This window comes from Candidatus Methylomirabilota bacterium (assembly GCA_027293415.1).
Lineage (GTDB): Bacteria > Methylomirabilota > Methylomirabilia > Methylomirabilales > CSP1-5 > CSP1-5.
Window position 1 is genome coordinate 1 of the sequence record JAPUFX010000202.1, and the last position, 20272, is coordinate 20272.

24 protein-coding genes are annotated in these 20272 nt (G+C 60.7%); 12 read left to right on the top strand and 12 right to left on the bottom strand.

What is annotated here, in order from left to right; genetic code table 11:
• Window positions 1–422 precede the first annotated feature (422 nt).
• The 6 genes from O6929_13710 to O6929_13735 form a co-directional block, all read right to left on the bottom strand.
• Window positions 423–905 carry a DUF2914 domain-containing protein gene (locus tag O6929_13710; GenBank protein ID MCZ6481435.1) on the bottom strand — a complete coding sequence of 161 codons (483 nt, stop codon included), beginning with the start codon at window positions 903–905 and terminating at the stop codon, window positions 423–425.
• 31 nt (window positions 906–936) lie between these two features.
• Window positions 937–1428, bottom strand: a complete 492-nt coding sequence (locus O6929_13715) for a hypothetical protein (protein MCZ6481436.1) — start codon at window positions 1426–1428, stop codon at window positions 937–939.
• A gap of 67 nt (window positions 1429–1495) precedes the next feature.
• Complete coding sequence (locus tag O6929_13720) at window positions 1496–1630, bottom strand: hypothetical protein (protein MCZ6481437.1); 135 nt, start codon at window positions 1628–1630, stop codon at window positions 1496–1498.
• A gap of 106 nt (window positions 1631–1736) precedes the next feature.
• The gene (gene radC / locus O6929_13725; protein MCZ6481438.1) at window positions 1737–2468 is read right to left on the bottom strand and encodes a DNA repair protein RadC; all 732 of its coding nucleotides are present in this window, start codon (window positions 2466–2468) and stop codon (window positions 1737–1739) included.
• A gap of 441 nt (window positions 2469–2909) precedes the next feature.
• Window positions 2910–4145: an Nramp family divalent metal transporter gene (locus O6929_13730; GenBank protein ID MCZ6481439.1), complete on the bottom strand. Its 1236-nt coding sequence runs from the start codon at window positions 4143–4145 to the stop codon at window positions 2910–2912.
• A 93-nt stretch (window positions 4146–4238) separates the two neighbouring features.
• Window positions 4239–5531: a CBS domain-containing protein gene (locus O6929_13735; protein MCZ6481440.1), complete on the bottom strand. Its 1293-nt coding sequence runs from the start codon at window positions 5529–5531 to the stop codon at window positions 4239–4241.
• Between the two features lie 255 nt (window positions 5532–5786).
• Here O6929_13735 and O6929_13740 point away from each other — a divergent pair, with 255 nt between their 5' ends.
• The 7 genes from O6929_13740 to O6929_13770 all read left to right on the top strand — a co-directional run bounded on the left by O6929_13740 (window position 5787) and on the right by O6929_13770 (window position 11171).
• Window positions 5787–6254 carry a Mut7-C RNAse domain-containing protein gene (locus tag O6929_13740; protein ID MCZ6481441.1) on the top strand — a complete coding sequence of 156 codons (468 nt, stop codon included), beginning with the start codon at window positions 5787–5789 and terminating at the stop codon, window positions 6252–6254.
• Window positions 6245–7237, top strand: coding sequence for a methionyl-tRNA formyltransferase (gene fmt, locus O6929_13745; protein MCZ6481442.1), 993 nt, complete (start codon window positions 6245–6247; stop codon window positions 7235–7237). Before O6929_13740 ends, fmt begins: the two co-directional genes overlap by 10 nt.
• Entirely contained in the window at window positions 7164–8507 is a 1344-nt protein-coding gene (gene rsmB / locus O6929_13750; GenBank protein ID MCZ6481443.1) for a 16S rRNA (cytosine(967)-C(5))-methyltransferase RsmB, read from the top strand. Before fmt ends, rsmB begins: the two co-directional genes overlap by 74 nt.
• Before the next feature lie 13 nt (window positions 8508–8520).
• A complete protein-coding gene (locus O6929_13755; GenBank protein ID MCZ6481444.1) occupies window positions 8521–9231 on the top strand; it encodes a PASTA domain-containing protein in 711 nt (236 codons plus the stop codon).
• Between the two features lie 138 nt (window positions 9232–9369).
• Window positions 9370–10029: a ribulose-phosphate 3-epimerase gene (gene rpe, locus O6929_13760; protein ID MCZ6481445.1), complete on the top strand. Its 660-nt coding sequence runs from the start codon at window positions 9370–9372 to the stop codon at window positions 10027–10029.
• A gap of 29 nt (window positions 10030–10058) precedes the next feature.
• Complete coding sequence (locus O6929_13765) at window positions 10059–10955, top strand: M23 family metallopeptidase (protein ID MCZ6481446.1); 897 nt, start codon at window positions 10059–10061, stop codon at window positions 10953–10955.
• Window positions 10956–10961: 6 nt separating this feature from the next.
• Window positions 10962–11171: a hypothetical protein gene (locus tag O6929_13770; GenBank protein MCZ6481447.1), complete on the top strand. Its 210-nt coding sequence runs from the start codon at window positions 10962–10964 to the stop codon at window positions 11169–11171.
• Window positions 11172–11316: 145 nt separating this feature from the next.
• Here the strand turns inward: O6929_13770 and O6929_13775 are convergent, their stop codons facing one another.
• From O6929_13775 to O6929_13785, 3 genes are all read right to left on the bottom strand, one after another.
• Window positions 11317–11910, bottom strand: a complete 594-nt coding sequence (locus tag O6929_13775) for a DUF4382 domain-containing protein (GenBank protein ID MCZ6481448.1) — start codon at window positions 11908–11910, stop codon at window positions 11317–11319.
• 95 nt (window positions 11911–12005) lie between these two features.
• A complete protein-coding gene (locus O6929_13780; GenBank protein MCZ6481449.1) occupies window positions 12006–12533 on the bottom strand; it encodes a c-type cytochrome in 528 nt (175 codons plus the stop codon).
• A 236-nt stretch (window positions 12534–12769) separates the two neighbouring features.
• On the bottom strand, window positions 12770–13057 hold the full coding sequence (locus O6929_13785; GenBank protein MCZ6481450.1) for a hypothetical protein: 288 nt from the start codon (window positions 13055–13057) through the stop codon (window positions 12770–12772).
• On the opposite strand from O6929_13785, the gene O6929_13790 reads away from it, so the two are divergent.
• Entirely contained in the window at window positions 13056–13562 is a 507-nt protein-coding gene (locus O6929_13790; protein ID MCZ6481451.1) for a hypothetical protein, read from the top strand. The genes O6929_13785 and O6929_13790 overlap by 2 nt on opposite strands.
• A gap of 34 nt (window positions 13563–13596) precedes the next feature.
• On the opposite strand, the gene O6929_13795 is transcribed toward O6929_13790, so the two are convergent.
• From O6929_13795 to O6929_13805, 3 genes are read right to left on the bottom strand one after another with little or no spacing between them, the layout of a single operon-like run.
• Window positions 13597–13968 (bottom strand): hypothetical protein, encoded by a 372-nt coding sequence (locus O6929_13795; protein ID MCZ6481452.1) that lies wholly within the window; start codon window positions 13966–13968, stop codon window positions 13597–13599.
• Window positions 13969–13978: 10 nt separating this feature from the next.
• A complete protein-coding gene (locus tag O6929_13800) occupies window positions 13979–16363 on the bottom strand; it encodes a heavy metal translocating P-type ATPase (GenBank protein ID MCZ6481453.1) in 2385 nt (794 codons plus the stop codon).
• A 19-nt stretch (window positions 16364–16382) separates the two neighbouring features.
• Window positions 16383–16811: a metalloregulator ArsR/SmtB family transcription factor gene (locus O6929_13805; GenBank protein MCZ6481454.1), complete on the bottom strand. Its 429-nt coding sequence runs from the start codon at window positions 16809–16811 to the stop codon at window positions 16383–16385.
• Between the two features lie 154 nt (window positions 16812–16965).
• On the opposite strand from O6929_13805, the gene O6929_13810 reads away from it, so the two are divergent.
• The 4 genes from O6929_13810 to O6929_13825 all read left to right on the top strand — a co-directional run.
• On the top strand, window positions 16966–17538 hold the full coding sequence (locus O6929_13810) for a multicopper oxidase domain-containing protein (protein MCZ6481455.1): 573 nt from the start codon (window positions 16966–16968) through the stop codon (window positions 17536–17538).
• An 83-nt stretch (window positions 17539–17621) separates the two neighbouring features.
• The gene (locus O6929_13815) at window positions 17622–18638 is read left to right on the top strand and encodes a multicopper oxidase domain-containing protein (GenBank protein ID MCZ6481456.1); all 1017 of its coding nucleotides are present in this window, start codon (window positions 17622–17624) and stop codon (window positions 18636–18638) included.
• A 10-nt stretch (window positions 18639–18648) separates the two neighbouring features.
• Entirely contained in the window at window positions 18649–19866 is a 1218-nt protein-coding gene (locus O6929_13820; protein ID MCZ6481457.1) for a ZIP family metal transporter, read from the top strand.
• A gap of 52 nt (window positions 19867–19918) precedes the next feature.
• Window positions 19919–20272 (top strand): hypothetical protein (locus O6929_13825; protein ID MCZ6481458.1); only part of this gene is annotated, 354 nt, incomplete at its 3' end.

Genomic DNA, 20272 nt, shown 5'->3' on the forward strand with positions numbered 1-20272 from the left:
AATGCTTCTTTCGCTATCGTGGCTGCTTCTGCATATCGTCCTTGTTCATACAGCGCCGTAACCTTTTTGTTGAGCTCATTCCACAATGTCTCCTCGGCGTAAGCTGGCAGAGCAATTGATACGGCCAGCATCATCAATACAGCAAGTCTTGCTCGTGTGGTGATTCGCATATCCGTCGTCATTTTTTGAAACGGTAATTACCCAGATCACACCGGGTCGTGCTCGGCTCGAAAAGCAAAAAGCCCTGCCGAGCCATTTCATACCCGAAAACGCCTCTTTTCTCATGTCTCATGGAGCGAAAGTGATTCTGCCGGAGGTGGGCTAAGAGGAGACCATAAGTATCTCCTGCTGCTCAAGCAGTGTCAAGCCGCGGAATCACCGGTCGGGTGCCACCCCTTCGTGATGGCTGCTCGGCGCGCTGTTCAGCGCCCTTGGTCGGTTCCTTCATCGTCCGTTCCCCCGGCAGGCTCGACCAGGAAGGCTTTCGAGGAGAGGATCGTGCCGTCGGGCGTGCGGGCCTCCACCCGCCACTCGCCGGTCCAGGCTGGGGGAATGGTCTTATAGCTCCAGGTCCGGAAGCGCGGCCCGTTGACCTTGAGGAGGACCACACTGACATTGCGATTTCGCCAGTACCAAAGATGGAGGACGGTCGTCGGCCGGCCCGCCTCGACAACCTCGGCGGGAACAGGGGAGGGCACCTGTACGGGTTCCCGGTCGGCCACGGTGGTGGCAAGGACATCCCGGACCACCCGGGGGGTTGCCGTGACCGGTTCGTCGCCTACCGGTCCCTCGTGCCTCGGCCGTTCGGGTTGTGTCTTTGGATTCGTCAAGGGAGCCCCGGCCGCGCCGGTGGCCAGCATACCCATGATGGCGAGGTAGGCAGCCATACCGCAAACGGACTTCATGCTGCTATCTCCGGTGACGTGCCAGGTCCCCTTACGGTGCGCGCCAGATGACCCTCCCGTCTTTGCCGATAAAGTGCAGGCGAGGTCCCGTTCCACTTAGTTGGGCCTGGCTCTGCTCCTCCCTATCGATTAAAGCCAACGTTACCGAGCCGTGTTTCGACACGCCGAGCCATGCCAGGTACTTTCGGCTCACGTCGCGGCCCCTTTCATAGTCATAGAAGTATAGGGCTGGCGTATTATTCGAGAGCACGACCAGCTCGGCTCGTGTCAAGCCATTCTCATCCGCAAGGTGCAGGATCGGCCTGCCGTCGTCCATCACTTGCAAGCCGCCACGGTTTATCCCTTTCGAATCCCTCAAGATGAACCGCTGAGCCTCAACAACCTCGACCACCTTGCTCGGCGTCGCCTGGCCCATCAGCAGCACGGCGGCGATCGCGATCATGATCACGGCGGCTGCAAGCTTCAAGCGCCGGTTCTCCCACTCCAGGTGGTCTAGCCGGTCCGCCAGGGTTGGCTCGTTCATCACGTCATCCTCCCTCCGCGCGTTTCACGGCCTCTCGCGCGCTCGTCGCCACGTCGGCAGAGTTGTGTTACCACCTGTTGAGCAAGGCCTTGTAGGCTTCGTGCAGATCTTGGGCTTTCGTGGGGGCATTCGTGTAGAGGAAACAATGGTTGATCCCAGGCCCGAACATCAACACGATCCAAAGCAGGATCGCAATTCCCACGACGGCCCATCTTGACTTCAGTTCCCGCTCCGTCTCCCATGCCCTCCTGGCGCCTTCGATTTCGTTGCAATTCGCCGCTATTCCGGTTTTCCCTGCGATAGACGCGTCAGGGGCGTCGGCGGGTGTAAGCCCGTTCGTACTGCTGGATCAGCCCCGCGTCCGCAAAGCTGAAGTAGCCATCGTCTCCGACGATGACGTGGTCCAGGACTCTCACATGCATAATCTTGCCAGCGAAGACCAGCTCTTCGGTTATTGCCTTATCGGTGGCACTCGGCGTGGGATTGCCCGACGGGTGGTTGTGGGCAAAGATGAGGGCCGCAGCGTGGTGACGGTTGGCCAGCTGGATAATATCGCGGGGGTAGACCGGGCTTTCGGAGAGGGACCCTTCGCTTGCCGTGACTGTTTCGAGGAGCTCGTTGTGGCCGTTGAGGAGCAGGACCTGGAAGATCTCCTTTTTCAGATCCCGCATGTGCGGCCGCATGTAGTCATAGATATCTTGGGAGGACTCCACTTTTCCCGTGATCCGCTTGGCCTCGCTCAGGGCCCGTCGCCCCAATTCCATGGCGGCCTGGAGTTGGGCGATCTTGGCCTTGCCCAGGCCTTTGATGGTCCTGAAATCTTCAGGATCAGCGGCGCTCAGTTCCCGCAGCCCGCCAAAGGATTGCAGCAGTTCCCGCCCCAGATCAACGGCGCTTCGACCCTTGACCCCTGTCCGGCAAAGGATGCCGAGGAGTTCGGCAGTGGTCAGGTGCCGCGGGCCATACTTGAAGAGGCGTTCCCGGGGTCGCTCCCCTTCGGGCCATTCACTGATCGCCCTGGGATACCGCTTTCGACGCATGAGTGTCTCCTAGGCGCCCTGGGAGTTGTTTCTACCGGCGAAGCATAAGGGACTGGTCAGATGTTGTCACGGAGAAAGCACGACCCACGGTGTGGGCAGCCCATCTGGACCCATTCGGCTTTTCATGCAATTTTTTGATCGAAAATTGATGGTCGTCAGGTGTCGATATGATGTAGGTCATTGTAATCTTGAATGGGATGACCTATTTCTGTGAAAAAAGGGGCAACCCCCGGCGCCTCGCCAGCGGCGTTGTGCGGCCCGGACGGAACCGAGGTTGCCGTCCGGGCCGTTTTCTTTTCTTGAACTGCAGTCGTTACTGCATGTCTAAGTCCAGGTGTAACTCTTACCACGCACCAGGTTCCGATTGGCCGCTGACGCCTTTTTGCCAACGTATTCGGCGCGGGGGGAGGGCATCGGGTCGTCGAGAGTGGAGTGGCATTTTCAAAGGATAAAGGTGATGAGGAGCAGGAGGGTAAGCGCGGACATCAGGAAGGCTGTCCCCCAGCCGATCAAATTCGAGAGGGGGGAATTGACCGCCTCCCCCATGATCTCGCGATCGTTGACGAGTTGGAGCACAATGATCAGGGTCAGCGGAAGGAGAATGCCGTTCAGGGTCTGGGAGAAAAACATGATTGGAATGAGGGGAACATTGGGCCAGAGGATCGTGCCGGCTCCGATGCCGATCATAACCAGATAGATACTGAAAAATCCGGGTGCCTCTTTGGGCCGCCGGTCCACGCCGGTCTCCCAGCCAAGCGCCTCGCAGGTAACATAAGCCGTGCTGAGGGGGAGGACGGCCGCCGAGAAGATCGAGGCATTGAGGAGTCCCAGGGCAAAGAGGAGACTCGCATAACGCCCACCAAAAGGCTCCAGAGCCCTGGCTGCATCCGCAGCGGTCTCGATGCGGACCCCGTGCGCATGCAGGGTGGCCCCACAGGCCACAATGATAAAGTAGGCGACGCCCGTAGCCACCACCGCCCCCACGATCACATCGAAGCGAGCGTACTTGTAGTCTTTCCACCGGATCCCCTTATCGACGGTGGAGGATTGCACGTAAAATAGCATCCAGGGTGCGATGGTCGTCCCGACTAGGGTGATGAGCATGATGAGGGAGTTGCGGTCCATCTCAAAGCTAGGCTGAATCGTCTGCCGCAGGACCTCGCCCCACGGGGGGTGCGCAAGGAAGGCAGAGATCACATAGAGGAGGTACAGGGCGCTCGCGATCAGGAACACCCGCTCGATAATGGCGTAGGTCCCTTGCACGACCAGCCAGGAGACGAAGAGGGCAATCAGGGGGACAGAGAGAAACCGGGGGATGCCGAAGATTTCAAAGGCGGCGGCCACCCCGGCGAATTCGGCGACGGTATTGGCGAGGTTGACAAGAACAAGAATGGAAAGCATCAGAACGGCCGGGCGAAGGCCGTAGCGCTCCCGAATGAGCTCCCCCAGCCCCTTCCCGGTGACCACCGCCATCCGGCTCCCCATCTCCTGCACGACGGCGAGGCTGATGGTGGTGAAAAAGAGGACCCAGAGCAAGCTGTACCCGTAGTGGGCTCCCGCCAGGGAATAGGTGGCGATCCCACCGGCGTCCTGGTTGACGCTGGCGGTGATGATGCCAGGCCCCATGATCGTCAAAAAGACGAGGAGCCGCCGCTTGTACCCGCGCGGCATTCGCATTCCGTGCCTCGCTCCGCCCGGACCTTGACGTGGGAGACCGGTCGCGCCGGTCGCCTTCCGAACGGTCCGGAGGGTCCTCCGGTTGGGAGGGTTCTAAATGTACTTTTTTGCCGCCCGCCGCTTCCATATCATCGGGATCAGATCGTCGAGAACGTCATCAACGGTCACGATCCCCTCGAGTCTCCTGTCCTCATCCACCACCGGCAGGGCCACGAGATTGTATTTCGACAAGGTCTCCGCCACTTTTCGGATCGGAGCCTTCGGTCCGACGGTGATGACCTGCATAATCATGATTTCGTGCAGCTGTTCCTCGGACCGGGCTAGCATGAGCTCTCGCAAGCTGAGCACTCCTGCGAGCCGGTCCGAGGAATCAGTCACGTACAGATAATAAATGGTTTCCACTTCGTCCGCCAGAGCACGGAGCTTCTCCAAGGCCTCGCTCACCCTGGTCTCGGGGTGAAATGCGACATACATGGTGGTCATAAGCCCGCCCGCAGTGTCCTCCTCATGCTCGAGGAGTTCTGCCACATCCTCCGCCTCGGCAGGGTCCATCTCTTCCAGAAGCTCTTGGGCCTTGGCGTGCGGCAGGTCTCCCAGGATATCTGCGGCTTCGTCCGGTTCCATCATCTCAAGCATATCTGAGGCTTTTTCCGGCTCGAGCATCTGGATGACTCCGGCCTGGACCTCGGGCTCGGTCTCGGTCAGGGCCTCGACCGCAGTCTCGGCCTCCAAACCGTTGAGGATCGCGGCCCGCTCGCTGGGGTTGAGTTCCTCCATAATGTCGGCGATGTCTGCCGGGTGCAGCTGAGCCAGTTTCGTGTAGACGGCCCGCTTTCGAGCCTTGGTCAGTTCGGTTTCGATCGGCTCCACATGCTCCCAGGGGACCACTTCCCGAGGAATCTCGATGCCAAAGCGCGAGGCGATCCACTGGAGAGGCCTTTCGGGGACGAGTCGGCCAAGCAAGCTGTGCATTCCCGCCAGGAGGGCTACCATGTCGTAACCCTCGTCTCGCCACTCTAACTGCACGTCGTTCACCCGGACCACCCGCCGCCCGTGGGTATCCATCACCTTCTTGTCCAGGATATTGCGGCGTAACGCCATCTCGTCGCCTCTGAGATCACCAGGGGTGAGTTCCTCCCTTGGGCGATCCAGGATGACGGTAGGCCCCGTGGGTGTCTCGGCGATTTCTGCAACCGCTTCCCAGGCGAGGTAAAGGTCCTCCTCGCCGCGCCGCGCAATGCACAGCTTGCTTACCCGGGGATGGAGTCCCCAGAGCAACACCACCAGGTCCTTGAGTGTCCCCACCTCACTGCCGCGGCTATCCACAACCGGCCGTGATAGCCAGCGCGTCAGAGAGGTGATCCGTTGTGGAGGTTCTTTAAGCATGCTGGCCGCTCCAGTACGGCCTCCATAGTATGAAAGGGACAGCGGAGCGGTGTCAATCTGAATCCGCTCAGGGCCGATCACCGACGACCGATCACCGGCAATCGATGACCGACAAAGCCGACTGTGAGCCGGTAGTACATCGCCAAGAACTACGGGCCAGGAGCCACGTGCCACGCGCCAAGCGCAAGCCCGTGTCCCCCTGTTCAGGTCCGGGGCAGTGTGATATGGTCATAGCGGAGTGAGGAGATTATAGTCATGAGCGAGGAGGAATTGCGCTTCGTCGCGGATAGCATGCTGGGCAGGCTGGCCAAATGGCTCCGGATCGTGGGGTACGACACTCTCTATTTCCGGGATGCACCGGATGGTCGCCTCGTAGCGCTCGCGCGGCGCGAGGGACGGATCCTCCTCACCCGGGATACGCGACTCTTGCTGCGGCGTCGGCTCTGTCAGATCCTCTTCATCCACCACGATCAGGTGTGGGATCAACTGAAACAAGTCGCCCGTGAGCTCGGGCTCACCATGGGTGAGCGGCTCGGGAGCCGCTGTCTTCGATGCAATCTGTCCCTCGAGCCCCTCGCGAAGGAGCGAGCGGCAGGACGTGTCCCAGAGTATGTTTTCCGTCACCATGATCTTTTCTTTCATTGTGGGGAATGCGGACGGATCTTTTGGGATGGGACACACCTGCACCACATGGAAGAGACCGTGCGGGCGTTATGCGGTTGATCTTCCTGGGGACGCCAGCATTCGCCGTTCCGTCGCTGCGCCGCCTCGTGGAAGTGGGACATGAGGTAGCTGGGGTCGTGACCCAGCCGGATCGCCCGGCGGGCCGAGGTAAGCGACTCCGCAAGTCCGCCGCAAAGCAGGTGGCCGAGGAAGCATGCATTCCGGTTATCCAGCCCGTGAAGATCCAGGAACCGGGGGTGGTGGGCCACCTTCGCAAATTGAAGCCTGAAGTGCTAGTGGTAGTCGCCTTCGGCCAGATCTTGCCCCGATCGATCCTCGAGATCCCACCAAAAGGGTCTATCAACCTACACGCCTCCCTCCTGCCCAAATACCGGGGGCCAGCCCCTATTCCGTGGGCCCTGATTCAGGGTGAGACGGTGACGGGCGTCACGATTATGGAGGTGGTTGAGGCGGTGGACGCGGGGCCCATTCTGTTGCAACGAATGACCCCGATCGCGGTGGAGGACGATGCCGGAACCCTCCATGATCGCCTGGCGGCTCTCGGCGCAGAGGCGCTCGTGGAGGCGTTGGGTGCCTTGGGGCGCGGGGACATGACAAAGACTCCCCAGAATGAGGCCGAGGCCACCTATGCTCCAAAGCTACCCGCGGACCAGGGATGTCTCGAGTGGTCGCGGGGTGGAAGGGATCTGTGGAACCTGGTGCGGGGGCTGGCCCCGCAGCCTGGGACCTATACGTTCTTCCGGGGCCTTCTGATCAGGGTTCTCGCGGCCCGGCCGCTGCCAGGGCACCCTGGGCAAGTGCCGGGGACCATTGTGGGCTTCCGGAAGGGAGCGGGGGTGCAGGTGGCGACAGGGGACGGGATTCTCCTGCTCACCACGCTGCAGCCCGAAGCGAAGCGGGTGATGACGGCCGAGGAATTTGCCCGCGGCTATCGTGCTGAGGTAGGAAGTGCCTTCGCGTCCACGCGGGAGCAATCCACGAAGTCTCGCCCTGGAGATTCTCGTCCGGGTCGAGCGGGATAGGGCGTACGCGAATCTCCTCCTGGACGCCCGGCTCAGCCGGCACAGGCTGACCCCCCGCGACCGGGCCCTAGCGACGGAGCTTTGCTACGGAGTCCTGCGTCATCGCGGGACGATTGACTTCGTCCTTTCCCGAGTCTTGGATCGTCCGCTCGAGACGGTGGACCTGGATGTCAGGAACCTCCTTAGGTTGGGAGCCTACCAGCTCTTTTATCTGGACAGGATTCCGGCCTATGCTGCGGTGCATGAAACAGTTCGTCTGAGTCGGCGTGCGACGGCTCCCTTCGTCAATGCTGTCCTGCGATCCTTGGAGCGGCGCGGCCCAATAAAGGGTGAGGAGCTGCCCGATGATCCGATCCAGGGATGGGCGGTGCAATACTCCCATCCCGCATGGTGGGTAGAGCGATGGGTGAAACGGCTGGGGGACGAGGCACTCCAGCTCATGCAGGCCAATAACCAGATTCCGCCCATCGGGATTGGGTGCAATCCCCTGCGAGGAACGGTGGACGAACTTCAACAGGCCCTCACTCGGGCAAGGGTGCAGTGGGAAGCAAGTCCCTGGCTACCGGACGCATTTCGGGTCCGGGATGCAGGCAGCCTGCTGACAGGAGCGGACAGGGATCGGGGATTGTTTTGGGTGATGGATGAAGCGGCAGCGCTAGTCGTGCGGCTTTTAGATCCACAACCGGGGGAGCGGATCCTAGATGTGTGTGCGGGGGGTGGGGGCAAGGCGACCCTGGCCGCCATGTTGATGGAGGATCGAGGAAACATCGCAGCCCTTGATGTAAGTGCCCGGGCCCTGCGGCGACTGGAGGATGCGTGCCGGCGGCTGGGCGTTACGATCGTCAGTCCGGGGAAGCGAGATGCCCGGGAGGCCGCGAGGCAATTTCGCGGTTGGGCGGATCGGGTCTTGGTTGATGCCCCGTGTACGGGGTTGGGGACGGTGCGGCGGCGTCCGGAGATCCGGTGGCTCCGCGAGCCGGCCGATATCACCCGACTAGCCGACCTGCAGGGGGCAATCCTGGACGGGGCGGCGGACTGCGTCCGCCCGGGCGGGAGCTTGGTTTATGCGGTGTGCAGTTGCGAGTCAGAGGAGGGGGAGGAGGTCATTGCGAGGTTCCTCGGCCGGCACCGGAAGTTTTCACAGGAAGACAGCACACCCGCGTTTTTTCAGAATGGCAGAACCGCTCTCCTGACCGGAGGGTGTCTTATCACCTGGCCTCACCGGCATGATACTGATGGGTTCTTTGCTGCCCGACTCCGACGGGACTGAAGGATTTGGATTTATGAAGTGGCTGAAGAGGACGCTGAAGGTCATCGGAATTGGGGTCGGTCTTGTGCTGCTGTCCGTCCTCTCCGGTTACATTACCATGAACATTTTCCTGGAGCGGGACAGGATCGATGTTCCGGTCGTTATTGGGTTGGAGCTGAAGGAAGCAGCCCGCCAGCTGAGAGAGGTGGGGCTTCAGCCGCGGATGGCCGGTGAGGAGTACCACGCTGCCTTCCAGAAAGGAACGGTGATCCGTCAGAGTCCGTCGGGTGGATCCCGCATCCTGAAGAATAAACAGATCCGTCTCACCATCAGTAAGGGGAGCGGCGAGACGTTAATCCCGGACCTGGTGGGTCGGCCCCTCGCTCGCGTCCAGCGGTTGTTGGCGGAGGAGGGCTTGGTGCCTGCCAACATTGGCCGCGTGCATGCTTCGTTGCCTGCAGGCGTGGTGATCGCGCAGGATCCCCCTGCGGGCTTCCCCGCCCGACGAGGGAGTGCCGTAAGCCTGTTGATCAGTCTGGGGGAATCAGAACGGTTCTTTGTGATGCCCGATCTCGTCGGGCAACGGGAGGAAGAGGCTATCGCGATCCTGAGGGAGATGGGCCTTGAACCGAAGGTGACCTATGAAATCTTCCCCGATCTGGCCCAACGGGTGGTGCTTCAAGATCCCTCCTTTGGGGCCCGGATCAAGGAGAAAGAGCAGGTGACACTCGTGGTTGGCCAATAGACGTTCACCGTTCTCCGTCGACCGATGACTGCAGAATCTGAAAACGGAACACTGACAAGAAATGGCCGGGATTGACTGTCATCGGTAATCGGTCCTCGGTCATCGGAAGTCGGTCGTCGCCCAGCGTTGGAGGCGGTTATGGTCAAGATTGCACCAGCAGTCCTCATGGTAGATTATGGCCGTCTGGCCGAGGAGATCCTCGCCGTGGAGAAGGAGGCCGACCTGTTCCAATTCGACGTCATGGACGGCCACTTTGTCCCCGCGATCAGCTATGGGGCGAGCCTCATTCGGTCGCTGCGCCCACGGACGACGGTTCCCTTTGATGTCCACTTGATGGTGCAGTACCCGGAGCGGTACATCACCGACTTTGCCAAGGCCGGGAGCGACTACCTGACCGTCCACGCCGAGGTCTGTCCGCATCTGGACCGAACCATTCGGCAGATCAAGGAGGCGGGGGTAAAGGCCGGGGTGGCTCTGAATCCCTCCACCCCGCTCGAGGCCGTCGATCCTGTGATCCGGGAAGTGGACCTGATTCTCCTGATGTCGGTCAATCCCGGATTCGGGGGTCAGGCCTTTATCGCCGAAGTAGAGCAGAAGGTCGAGCAGATGCGGCGACGTCTGGACACGCTGCAGATCCGCTGCGAGCTCGAGGTGGATGGGGGGATCAATGTGGAAAACTGCGCCCGGATCGCCAAGGCTGGGGCCTCGATCCTGGTCGTCGGCTCGGCTGTGTTTCAGAGTCCCGATCCGGCCGCGACGGTCCGGGAGATGAAGCGCATGGCAAATCCGCTACCCTGAGAGGAGAAGGGGGAGGATACGGCGGAGTAATGCTAAGGGGCGAGCGCGGGACAGTGGTGAAGCGAACACTATTCAGCCTCCCTGTGTGTTTCTTGCTGCTGGCAGGGCCCCTGACATGGGCAGGAACGCTGGAGGTCGATCTCCCCGAGCGCCGACTCTCGCAAGGGGATCTTCATGGCCTGAGCGTCACAGCCCCGGAGCCGCTCACCTGGCTTCACGCTCGCTTCCGCGGGCTCAGCCTGCCCGTGCGCGCCGAGAAAGGGAAGTATACGGTCCTGCTAGCGGTGGATCTCGAAACCGCACCCGGCACGTATCCATTAGAGTTCGAGGCCCAGGGGACATCAGGTAGTCGGTACCGCGAAAGCGTTCGGATCACCGTGGCGGATGGCCGCTTTCCCGTGCAGCGACTCACGCTCCCTAAAGGGATGGTGGACCTCGATGCGAAGACCCTCGATCGTGTCCGCCGCGATCAGAAAGCGATAGCAGGGATCTGGAAGAAGTGGCAGGCGGGCCCGTACTGGTGGCAGGCGTTTGTTCCTCCCCTTGAAGGAACGCCTGATGTGACGAGCGAATTTGGGCTTCGGCGAATCCTCAACGGTCGACCGAGGAATCCCCACAGCGGTGTTGATTTCCGGGCCTCGCTCGGGACACCGGTACGGGCCAGTAACGGGGGATTGGTGGTCTACACGGGTGAGCTGTTCTTCAATGGCAAGTCAGTGATCCTGCATCATGGCGGTGGCCTGTTCACGATGTACTTTCACCTACAGGGATATCGGGTAGAGACCGGCCAAGAGGTCGCCAAAGGCGAAGTCCTCGGATGGGTCGGGGCAACCGGTCGAGCCACCGGCCCCCATCTCCACTGGGGCGCAAACCTTCGGGGGGTGCGCTTTGATCCCCGAGGGCTGCTCATGCTCTCTCTCCCCTAAGGATTGATGCAACTCAGGATCCTGTGCGCCCTCCTGTCCGTGTGCCTCCTCTGGGGCGGCGTGGCCGTCGGAATCAAGGTCGGGCTGTGGGATGCCCCAGTTTTCGGCTTTGTCGCCGCCCGACTCTGGCTCGGGGGGCTCGGGCTCTGGCTCTGGGCCAGGTGGCGCGGGGCCTCACTCAACATTCCGGTGGCCTGCATTCCCCAGCTCCTCTAATGATCTTTCCCCCCCCCATTTCCCAAGGTTCGGGGTAAGCATGGGTAGGACATGTGGCAGTGGCGGGCGGATCGGGGAAGGACCTATTCCTGAATAATGAAGATAGGGGTAATCTTCTCGCGCGGATCAGGGGAAGATGCAAGGTTTAAGAACGGGTCGCCTCAACGATCTGGGCTGAGGCGTCCCGGATGTGGAGTTCGTAATCTTTCCCTGGGTGTTCGCTTACATCTACGACGATGAGGTCGATCGTCAAAACAGTCCTCTTCCCTGAGACGATGCGAAAAGGATAAGCGACGGGGTCGTCAAAGACCTTCATGTGTGGCCTCCGTCCATTCTTCAGGACCCCCTGTACCCCTTCGAGGTCGAACCTGATCCATCGATACCGCGCGGCCGGAGCATCTTCCGTGAGGAGAACGGCATATTTCCCGCCGACGAGCTGTGTCAGGTCGACGTTCCTCCTTGAGGGCGCAAAAAGCAACCACGCGCTCGCCTGGGGCCGCAGCGCGCCCTGGATCCCGATCTGAGATATGTCAAACTCCAGGCGGCGAAAGTCCGCGATGGCCTCACGGTGGTCCTTTACCCTGACCTCGAGCTGCCCACGATCCGAGGCATGCTGGGTCTCGGCACTGCAAGCGACTGCTCCGCCGAACAGCAAGACAGCCACCAGTCCCCATAAGAGAGGTCCGAGTCCCAATCGCTTTCCATTTCGCCGCCTACCCTTTTCTACCGCGCAGCTCATAGCTCCTCCCCGACTGGTATCCAGCATTGCCAGTCGGAGTGACCCTCACCATCACTGCTTCTGGCCATGTCCGGTCGTCTGCTTCGTCTCATGTTTCATCCGCCCCGGAGGCTCTTGAGGTACGTCGCGAGGTCAATCCATTGCTTAATGGTCAGGGTATCGTTATAGTCGGGCATGATGGAGAGGCCATCCTTGCCCAGATATCCGGGTTCGTCGGTGAGGATCATCGCATTGGGATTGAGAACCGCTTCGGCGAAGTAGTCTCTGGGGTGATGGGCTCCCATGCCGGTCAAGTCAGGCCCGGGTTTCCTCTCTTCTGGCCTCACCTCTGGGAATTTCTCTCCGGCAATCCGGTGGCAGGTGTAGCACTCCATCCCGATATAGACTTTTCGTCCCGCATCTGCATCCCCCTCTGGGATGTTGAACTTCCACCCCTTGGGAACGCCGCCCGCCTGGTGCAGGTCCTCCATTGTGATTCGAATGGGGGCGACGGGTGTTTCCTCCTGGGCCATGGGCGACTGCTTATGCTGGTGGCCTCCGGCGGCGTAGGCAATTTGTGGTTGATTGCTCCAGATGAGCAGGGCCAGTGTCATCAAAGTCAAGCCTCTTGGAATTCTGGGCATTCCTTTTCCTCCTCGGGCCAATTCAACCATTCTTGTTGGTGTGCAGCAACTACCGGGCATCCTGGGTTGGTTATACGAGTACCAGCGGGTTTGTTGTCTGTGTAGTATCGCTGGGGGAAAGCCTGTTTCGCATCGGCAGAGTGAAGGGGAAGGACCACTTCCGAAAGAGGAATAGAAAGAGGAATAATCCTTCTGCCGGGAATAGCATTGGAGATTCTCTGCCGGCGATGTAGAAATCAGGCAGGAAGGTTCACTGGTGGGGCCCGACTCCTGTAGACTTGGGGGGCAAATCGTTCGAAGAGAATGAGATCGAAGGTCGGCAGTGCATCGATAAGGAGCAGGGGGGTAGGCAAGGGAAGGATGTTTGGCAGATCCCCGTTCGTCTGTGTTGTTACGGTAGAGACCAGGCATCCCTGGGAATCACCGTCGTGCAGCCCGTGGTGCACGGTGTGAGGCGCGGCGGTGACGACGAAAAAGAGAAACTGGCCAATGGCCACTAGGAAGAGCCAGCGCTTCTTAGACATGGTATCGCCTCGGAAAAAGTGCGATGACGATAGCAAAGGGGGAGGGGGGTGTCAAGGAGGCCTCAAGACACGTCCTCTGCGAGTCAGTGCGCTTATCGTGCTGGCCAGCTTTTTGCTGATGACTAGTGGTGTCGTGATGGTCTCAGGATGGGAAGAGGGGCTGCGAATCCCTGACTACAGTCGGTGGCAGCTTGAGGAGGAGGCAACGACCTACCGGCCGGGAACCGATCTCCAGTTCTACACCCTGGAGCTCAAGAGCTACACCAATCTCCAACATCCGACAGATAGAGTGGTGGAGCTGCGCTGGAATCATGTCCTGTACGTCCTCTACTATTACAGCTTCGAGGAGGAGGCGGCTCGGTGGGACATCTATATGGACGCCGGCTTTGCCGATGCCCCCTGTGGGTTCTTCGACCCAAAGGGCAAGGCCACCGGGCGCTATGTTCGTATCGCGCTCACCTGCCTTCGGGATACCGAACGAATAGACATCCGTTCTAGCCGGTGACGGGCTCGGACACACCACTGTTGCGAGCTCTGCCTCATGTTGATCCGATGAGCGCGAGGAGAGCCACCCCCCAGCCTGGCAGAATCGCCGCGACTCCGAGGAGCCAGTAGGTTACAAGGGGATGGTCGCGGCCCGACTGGCGCAGGTGCCTCACGACTGTGTCGGTGACGATGACTCCCAGGAAGGGCACTGCAGGTATTCCGATCAAGACACCTTTGGGGACGGGTCCCGTCGACGGGGCCAGGAGGCCGAGAAAGGCAATCAACCAGGCAGGAGCGAGTGCCCCCATCCCCAAAAGCCAGAACCGCTCCGGGCCCCAGTGGGGCCATCGACTCTTAGTGCGTGCCACCAGAGCGCCGGCTCCGCAGAGGCCGAGGGCGGCGACGATCAGCGACCACGTGATCAAGGGGGTTACCTCAGGCCTCCCGTAAGAGGCGCAGACCGTTGAAGACGACCAACAGGGATGCACCCATGTCCGCCCCGACGGCCATCCACAAGGTGGCATAGCCGGGGATGGCTAACGCGAGGAACAACGCTTTGATGGCGAGGGAGAGAGAAATATTTTGCTTTATTGTCTGGACCGCGCGTCGCCCTAATCGAACAGCAAAGGGGAGCTGGGAAAGCTCATCACCCATCAGAGCTACGTCGGCCGTCTCCAGGGCTTGATCGGTCCCGGCAGCTCCCATCGCGATGCCAATGCTTGCCGCCGCTAATGCCGGAGCGTCGTTAACCCCATCCCCCACCATAGCAACGGTGTCATACCGGCCGGTCAGTTGCCGAACCTGTTCCACTTTATCCGCGGGCAACAGGTCAGCCCAATATTCGTCGATCCCCAGGCGCCCTGCGATTGCCTCGGCCGTGCCAAGGTTATCGCCGGTCAGCATGACCAGCTTCCGCACACCAACTGTCTTGAGCGATTGAAGAACCTCAGGGACTTCCTCCCGTATCTGATCGGCGATGGCGATGATCCCGATCGCCTGCGTGTCGGTTCCCAGAATAACCGTGGTCTTTCCGGCCCGTTCCAAATCCGCCAGCTTCGTCTCCACTTCCGGACTACAGAAGCCGACCTCTTCAGCAAAACGGTGATTACCGATGAAATAGCTCTGACCCTCGATGCGGGCCTGTGCCCCCCGTCCGGTTTGCGCGAGGAACTCCTCCACCTCTGGCCACTGGATCTGGAGTTCCCGGGCTTGCTGGACAATGGCCTGCCCCAAATGGTGCTCGGACCGGGCCTCGATCGCGGCCGCGATCCGTAGGATCTCGCACTGCTCGCGGTTCACGGTTGACGGTTGACGGTTCACGGCAGAACATGGATCGTTCGGTGAACGGTGAACGGTGAACGGTGAACAGACTATCATGTCGGTGACGACCGGAACCCCTCGCGTGAGAGTTCCAGTTTTATCAAAGGCAATGGCCTGTACGGCCCCGATCCCTTCCAAGTAGCGTCCACCCTTGATCAGAACCCCCCTCCGAGCCGCGGCGGCGAGACCAGACACGATGGTCACGGGCGTAGAGATGACCAGTGCGCACGGGCAGGCAATGACCAGCAGGACCAGGGCCCGGTAGAACCAGGTATAGAAGGGTTGGGCGACGAACAGGGGTGGAATGGCCGCGATCAGGACAGCTCCCGCAATCACTGCGGGGGTGTAATATTTTGCAAACTGATCGACGAAGCGCTGGGAGGGGGCCTTCTGGGCCTGGGCTTCTTCCACCAGATGGATGATCCGGGCCAATGTGCTATCCGCGGCGAGGTGAGTCACCTCTACCTCTAAGGCCCCTTGCTGGTTGATCGTCCCGGCGAAGACCTCGTCTCCTTCCCACTTCTCGACTGGCATCGACTCGCCGGTGATGGGGGCCTGATTGATGGTAGACGATCCCTTGACCACCCTACCGTCCAGCGGGACTTTTGCCCCGGGTTTAACAATAAGGATGTCGCCGAGCCGAATCTCTTCAACCGGCAACATCTGCTCCTGTCCGTCGCGACGGACAAACGCCTGGGGTGGCGCCACGTCCATCAGTGACCGGATCGCGTTGCGTGCCCGGTCCATGCTTCGGGATTCAAGCACCTGTGCCAGGGCAAAGAGGAAGGTGATGGTGGCTGCCTCGACCCACTCGCCGATGAGCATGGCCCCGAGCACGGCAATCGTCATAAGGAAGTTCATATCGAGGTGCAGCTGCCGAGCAGCGAGGAACCCTCTGCGGGCAATGTAGTAGCCTCCCGATACCACGGCCGCCAAGTACATTGGGACCGTTGTCCCAGAAGGATGTCCGAGAAGAGAAAGGAGAAGGCCAAGCGCGGTGAGGCAGCCCGAAGCCGCGGTGAGAATGATTATTCGGTGGCGGATCCAGACGGAGGGAAGGCGCTGCTCCGGTATCCCTACCCCGGCGGTCCGAGCCGTCATCCCGGTTTCACCAATGGCTGTGATGAGTTCGTGGCGAGAGGTCTGGGCGGGGTGGTGCTTGACCCGAAGACGCCGGCTGACGATGTCGGCGGCAAGTCCCTCGACCCCCGGCAGCGGAGAGAGCTTTTTCTCCAAAATTGCCACCTCGTCCCCGCAGTGCATCTCTTCGACTTCGAAGATCGAAACCAGGGGACCGGCGACTTCACCGAGCTGGTAACCGAAAGACTCGACGCGATGGCGGATTGCGGGGAGGCTTGGTCCCCCATCCGTGCGCTCGACCACGAGCTTTCCCGTGCCAAAGTCGACTCGAGCCGCCTTGACGCCGGGAACGCTTGCCACGGCCTCCTCGATCTTTATGGCGCAATCGTGGCAGTGTATTCCTTTGATTTCTAGTTCCATACGGACTTCCTGGTGTCCTCTATGGCTCCTTTACATGCCTCAAGCCTTCCGTGAAGATGCTCATGACATGCTCATCGTCCAGGCTGTAGTAGACAATTCGGCCGTCCTTTCGGAACTTCACGAGGCGCAGGTTTCGGAGCACGCGGAGGTGGTGAGAGACCGCCGAAACACCCATCCCGAGAACGGCCGCCAGGTCGCAAACGCAGAGTTCTTCTTGAGCCAAGGTATGCACGATCTGGGCCCGGGTGGGATCCCCCATGACTTTGAAGATCTCTGCGACTCCTTGGACTATCCGACCCGATAGGAGACGTTCCTTCAGCGCTCGAACCTTGTCCTCGTGAATGACTGCAACTTCGCAGACGTCCGGGGAGGCCTTCGAGCGATTTGAAGAGGGGGCTGTGATCGCGCGTTGTCTTTTTCTTCCTTGCATGGCTCCCAAGTCGCGCACTCTCGATATTTTAATAATTGAGAAAGTATCAAAATAAGGAGCCCCCGTCAAGCCGGCCATGCTCGAATGGCTTGACGAGGTCTTGTTTTTAGATTAGACTAAATATGTTATTCGTTGAGACTATTTGCCGCTTGGTTTCGCGGGCGTGTCAGGTATGGACGAGCAACATCATCCGAAAGAGCAGTTGTCTCTCCTTTCGACAAGGCTGAGCCGCCGCGGGTTCCTGGGGGGACTTCTGGGGTTGGGCTTTCTCGGGACGACAACAACGGCTCTCACCGAGTCACGCCGGGACTATCCGGGACAGGGGGAGCCGCTCGGGACTGGACCCTCTGCGCCGGCACCCTATCCCACCCATCCGGTCGCGACACCCGGGACCCACGCTGCCGATCTTCCCCCACCTCTTCTGGTCTCGGATCCGATGACCTTTCTGACCGCCTTTGACTACGGACGAGTGAGCCATCTCCCCGACGGTCGGGTCCGGCGGGAGTACACCGTTATCGCCCTGGACCGGGAAATCGAGGTGGCGTCGGACGCCTTCTTCCCGGCCTGGACATACAATGACGCCGTCCCCGGCCCGACCCTCCGCGTCATCCAGGGCGACCGCCTGCGCGTCAACTTTTACAACGGCCGACAGCCGTCCGCACACGATTCACTTTCACCGCATTCACCTGCCCTCGACGGATGGCGTGACAGTGCTCGCCGAACCGGGGGAGTCCCTCGTTTATGAACTCGATGCCCGGCTGCACCTGTACTACTGTCACTCCGCGGAATAAAGCGACCTAATCGATTTGTGTCAAGGAGGTTCATCAAATGAGTAAACCCAAGTTATCGCGACGCGATTTCCTGATGGTGGGAACAATCGGCACGGCCGGCGTGCTGGGCGCGGCCGCCCTGGCCAAGCAAGGGTCACCGGCCCAAGCGTCGCCTGCGCGTCAGAAGGGAGGGGGCGATCCCTACGACTCTCACTTCGGCTTGGGGGGAGTGGGGGATACGGACCTGAGTGCTTTCGATCCCTCTGCCTACCTCACCGACTTCGACTACGGCCAGGTGAGCCAGCTCGACAATGGCCAGACGCTGCGCGAGTACACGATTGTTTCCCTTGACAAGGAAATCGAGGTTGCGCCGGGGATCTACTTCCCCGCCTGGACCTACAACGGCCAGGTACCTGGCCCTACCCTGCGCGCCACCGAGGGCGACCGCATCCGCATCCACTTCACCAATTTGGGATCGCATCCCCACACGCTCCACTTCCACGGCATCCACCCCGTCAACATGGACGGTGTCTGGGAACTGGTGGAGAATGGGCAGAGTTACACCTACGAGTTCGACGCCGAGCCTTTCGGCCTGCACCTATACCACTGTCACACCACCCCCCTCAAGGCCCACATCCACAAGGGGCTCTACGGGGTCTTCATCGTCGACCCCCCCACGCCCCGGCCCCCGGCCAAGGAGTTGGTGATGATGATGAACGGCTTCGACACGAACTTCGACGGGGACAACGAGATCTATGCCGTCAATACCGTGGGCTTTCATTTCATGAGGCACCCCATCTCCATCAAGAAAGACGAGTTGGTGCGGATCTACCTGGTCAACATCACCGAGTTCGACCCCATCAACTCCATCCACATCCACGCCAACTTCTTCGATATCTACCGGACCGGGACCCGCCTGGAGCCGGACGGCTTCACCGATACCGCGATGTTCTGCCAGGGCGAACGGGCTATCCTGGAGTTCCGCTACAAGTTTCCGGGGCGATTCATCTTCCATGCCCACCAGAGCGAGTTCAGCGAACTGGGCTGGCTGGGCGTGCTTGAAGTGACGGAATAGGAGGACAACCATGCAAGAGACACAAGAGAGAGAAGCTCGCAGCGGCGTGCTGGACCGAATGCCCACCTGGGTCAGCGGAATCGCGCCCCTGCTCCTGCTGGCGGCCCTGGTTTGGCTCTTCCTGGCCTATGGGCCCTTGGGTGTCTTCCAGGCGGCCTTCCCACCGGTCGAGGAGTTGAGCATCCAGCGCATCGTCCTGCCCGAACCTGAGGTGATTCAGGTAGAGATCGTCAATGGCGGGCCCGATCCGGTGACCGTCGCCCAGGTGTTGGTGGACGAGGCCTACTGGGTTCACACCATCGAGCCGGCGCGGACCATCCCCCGCCTGGGCCGGGCAACTATCACCATCCCCTATTCCTGGGTAGAGGGAGACACCCACGAGATCATGCTCATCACCGAGACGGGCGTGACCTTCACCGGTGAGATCGCGGTAGCCACCGTGTCCCCCAAACCCAACGCCCTCTACCTGACGACCTTTACCCTACTAGGCATCTACGTGGGCGTGATCCCGGTTGGCATCGGCCTTTTGTGGTATCCCTTCCTGCGCCGCATCAAGCGCCGCTGGATGGACTTCTTCCTCGCTTTCACGGTCGGCCTGCTCCTCTTCCTGGGAGTAGACGCCGTGGTGGAGGCCCTAGAGCTGGCCGGGGAGCGGGTGCCCGGCCCCTTCCAGGGCGAGGCGCTGATCCTGATCGGTGGCCTGGGCACCTTCCTGGCCCTGGATGCCTTCGTGCGATGGACAACTTCCGGCGTCCGTGACGAGACCCGTGCCCGCTTAGTTCTGGCCTACCTTATCGCCCTTGGTATCGGGCTGCACAATCTGGGCGAAGGGCTGGCCATCGGCGCGGCCTACGCCGTGGGGGAGATTTCTCTGGGTGCCTTCCTGGTGCTGGGCTTCATGCTGCACAACACCACCGAGGGCCTGGCCATCGTCGCCCCCATTGCCAAAGATCGGCCCACGCGCTGGCTGGGCCATCTGGCGGCCATGGGAGCCCTGGCCGGCGGACCGACCATCGTTGGCACCTGGATCGGGGGTTTCACCTACTCTCCGATCTGGTCCACCTTCTTCCTGGCCGTGGGGGCGGGGGCCATCTTTCAGGTGGTCTACCAGATTGGCAAGCTCATGCAGCGCCAGAGTGATGAGGGGCTGAGCAGCTTATTAAACACTGCTGGACTGATGGCTGGCCTGGTGATCATGTATGTGACCGGGCTGTTGGTTGCGGCGTAGCAAAGCTGGAACGGACTTGGGGGAGTGCCCGGCCATCGGCACCGCCTAGACGGTGGGAGAGGTGGCTCTGAGGGCCTTCTTCGTCCTCGGCTTTACCATCCACAACACCACCGAGGGCGTGGCCATTGTCTCCCCGATACTCCGGCGCGCCCCGGCTCGGTACCATTTCCTCTTGCTGGGAGTCCTGGCCGGCGTACCGACCATCGCCGGGACCTGGATCGGCGGCCTGACCTATTCCGTGCCGATGTCGATTCTCTTTCTGGCTATCGGGGCCGGGGCGATCTTCCAGGTGATCTATGAGGTGGTGAGACACCAAGCCCGGGGGAAGCCGGTTCTGCAGATGTTGACCATGCGCCACAATTTCGCGGGATTGGTGGCTGGCTACGTAGTCATGTATTTCACCGGT